The 2,992-nt window shown below is 66.3% G+C and carries 2 protein-coding genes; both read right to left on the bottom strand.

The features are described 5' to 3' along the window. Window positions 1–86: 86 nt before the first annotated feature. Window positions 87–1,514 carry an alginate O-acetyltransferase gene (locus N878_RS16540; protein ID WP_021444721.1) on the bottom strand — a complete coding sequence of 476 codons (1,428 nt, stop codon included), beginning with the start codon at window positions 1,512–1,514 and terminating at the stop codon, window positions 87–89. An 11-nt stretch (window positions 1,515–1,525) separates the two neighbouring features. Continuing rightward, window positions 1,526–2,992, bottom strand: a 1,467-nt coding sequence (gene algG / locus N878_RS16535) for a mannuronan 5-epimerase AlgG (RefSeq protein WP_021444720.1), incomplete at its 5' end; no start/stop codon positions are given.

Raw genomic sequence — 2,992 nt, 5'->3', positions numbered from 1 at the left:
GGGCGGCGGCTGCAGCGCGGCGAAGGCCGGAGCGCCGAACAGCAGGCTGGCGAGCAGGGCGGGGGCGAATCGCTTCATGGGCAACCTCAACTCCTGGGCTCGTGGCGGGCCACCTGCTGGCCGGCACCGCTCGGGCGCTGGCACAGGCTGGCCTCGACCTTGAGGTCGTCGGCGCTGTCTTCGGGTTTCTGGATTTCCAGGGCGAAGAAGTTCTGTTCGCCCCAGCCCGGCTCGTCGCGCAGCTCGAAGGCGAAACGGCCGTCGGTGTCGGCGGTGTCGGGTTTCTCCAGCTTGAGTTGCTCGCGGCGGCCGTTGAGGTACCAGACGGTGGCGTCGACGCGCTTGACCGAGGGATCGCTGAAGCGCAGGTCGAGCTGATGGCGCGTGCCGGCCAGGGTCAGCAGGCGGTTCTCGCCGTTGACCAGCACCTCGTTGCTGCCCGGGCGCAGGCGCGTCTCGGCGCTGAGCAGGGCGCTCTGGTCGCTGCAGCCGTTGTTCAGGGTGGCCATCAGCTGGCGGTGGATCTTGTCCGAGGCCAGGTCGTAGAGCGGCGAGAATTCCCAGATCAGGATCTTCGGCGGATCCTTCTGGAACGCCTCGCTGCCCAGGTACTCGAGCATCGCTCCTTCCAGGCCGCCGCCGGCGAAGGCGGCATTGAGCACCTCGGCGCCCAGGTGCTGTTCGAGGAAACCGCCGAAGTTGTAGTTCTTGCCGCTGTGGCTGGTGCCGACCAGGGCGATCTTCGGGCTGCTCGCCTCGCCGAACAGTGCGTCGCCATCGCTGGCGTCCTTCGGCTCGGTGACGAACTGATCGACGTACTGCACCGCGTAGCCGGTGCCGCACAGCTGGCTGGCGACGTTCTGCATGGTGCCGGTCTTGCCCATCAGACCGACGCGCTCGGTGACGAACTCCTTGCGCGGAATATCTTCGAAGCCGGGGATGCGCTTGACCGTCTCGGCCACCAGGCGCGCGGTGCGTTCGGCGCCGTAGGGCGTCCAGTGCTGGTCACGGCGGAAATAGAACGCCTGGTCGCTGTCCTCGTCGGTCAGCGGCGTCAGGTCCGGCACCCAGATACCCAGCTGCTCGAAGCGGGTCAGCGCCTGGCGGTAGTTGGCCAGCGCCTTGTCGTAGTCGAAGCGCTGGTAGTCGGCGGGCTTGAGCTTGTTGCGATTGACCAGACCGCGGGTCGGTTGATAGACCACCACCAGCTCGACGCCGCGCTGCTTGAGGCCGTCGCGCAGTTCCTTGAGGCGCTGGTAGCCGGTTTCGCTGGTGCCGAACTCGGTGCGCAGGTCTTCCACGCTGCGAAACAGCCAGCCTTCCTCGGCGTCCATCAGGGTGATGAAGTTCTTCATGTAGTTGCTGGTGTAGCGGCTGGCGTCGTGCGCGGCGGGGCACAGCGAGCAGCAGTCTTCGACCTGGTATTGCGGCGCCTGGCGCTCCTGCGCCTGCAGGGCACCGCAGGCGGCGCAGGCCACGGCCAGGGCGAGGGATTTGAGCGGAGAAACGATCATGGTGGGCCTCGTCAATTGGTCATCTGCTCGGGATCGATCGGGTCGATCAGCACGGGCTGGCGCTGGCGCACCAGCAGGTCGAGGATCTGTTCCTGTTTTTCGCCGAGGATGCCGGCGAGCTGGATACCGTTGCTCTTGCGCGGGGCGATCAGCTTGACCCGGTACAGCTCCACCGACAGCGGCGAGTCGATGTTGATCGGGCTGGAGCCGTTGCCGGCCAGGGTGCCGCCGACGATGATCATCGACACCTTGGTGTCGAAGGGGTCGAGCTTGAGGTCGCGGTCGGTATCGGACAGGTCCTTGATGTGGCCGTACACGCCGGTCAGCTCGTTGAGCGCGGCGAGGTTGTCGTACAGGCGAATGTTCTCGCTGTTGCGGATGCGGATGCCGTGGCGCCGGTTGCGCAGCACCTGGTTGCCCCACAGCAGGTTGTCGCCGCTCTCGTAGATGGTGATGCCGTCGGCATGGTTGCCATGCACGCGGTTGTAGGCGATCAGGTTGCCGACGCTGTTACGGTCGATGACCACCCCGGAGAGCTTGTTGTCATGGCTCTCGTTGTTGATGATCCAGCTGTCGTTGACCTCGCGCGAAATGATGATGCCGTGCTTCTTCTTGGTCCCGAACACCTTGTTCTCGGCGATGATCAGGCCGTGCGAACGGTCGTGCGGGTCGATGCCGTAGACGATGTTGTCGCGGTAGGTGTTGCCCTTGATCACCACGTTCTGCGCTTCGTAGCAGTAGAAGCCGTACCAGTGGTCGACGAACTCCGAATCGATCAGCCAGCCGGTCGGCTCCTCGCGCTTGAGGCGGGCATGCATGTTCGGCGTGTACTGGGTGATCGACACCCCGTAGGACTTGGAATTCGAATAGCCCAGGCTGGTCAGCACGCTGCCGGCGATGTACAGCTCGCTGCCGCCCCAGGACACCAGGAAGGGGCGGAACTCCTTGCCGTCGTCGCGCAGGGTGGCCGGGCCCTTGTCGGCCTCGCGCCAGGCGGTGACGCGGGTGTCGGTGAGGAACATCAGGCCGTCGTTGACCAGGAAGGCGCCGCGTTCCTGCGACAGGCGCAGCTCGCGGGTCTCCTTGCCGACGTGCAGGGTCGCGCCCTGGGCGACCACGATAGGCAGGCGGGCGAGGTAGACGCCCGGCTGCTGTTCTTCGAACTGGCTGGCGGGCAGGGCCTTGGCCAGGTCCTGCGCGGTGACCAGGCCACCTTCGATGAAGATCGCCTGGGGCATGCCCTGCTGGCGCTTGACCCATTCGCGCAGGCGCTCGTTGCCGCCGGTGAAGTCCTTCAGCGCGTCCTGGCGCAGCATGCGCCGCACCGCCACGCGGCCCTTGTCCTGGCGTGGAATCTTGGCCAGCACGGCGTCCATGGTGTAGCCGGACAGATCCGGCAGCGTCGGCGCTTCCAGGTGCAGCGGCTCGGCCGGCGCGCTGCGCACCCGGTAGTCGAACTGGTGCTCGCTCTCGGCACC

Origin of the sequence: Pseudomonas sp. EGD-AK9 (assembly GCF_000465935.2) — a bacterium.
GTDB lineage: Bacteria > Pseudomonadota > Gammaproteobacteria > Pseudomonadales > Pseudomonadaceae > Aquipseudomonas.
The sequence above is the reverse complement of the archived record's forward strand: the minus strand, read 5'-3'. Positions and strand labels throughout refer to the sequence as shown.

Coding starts and splice junctions, on each gene's coding strand:
- N878_RS16540 (WP_021444721.1), bottom strand. CDS start 1,514: ATGATCGTTTCTCCGCTCAAATCCCTCGCCCTGGCCGTGGCCTGCGCC.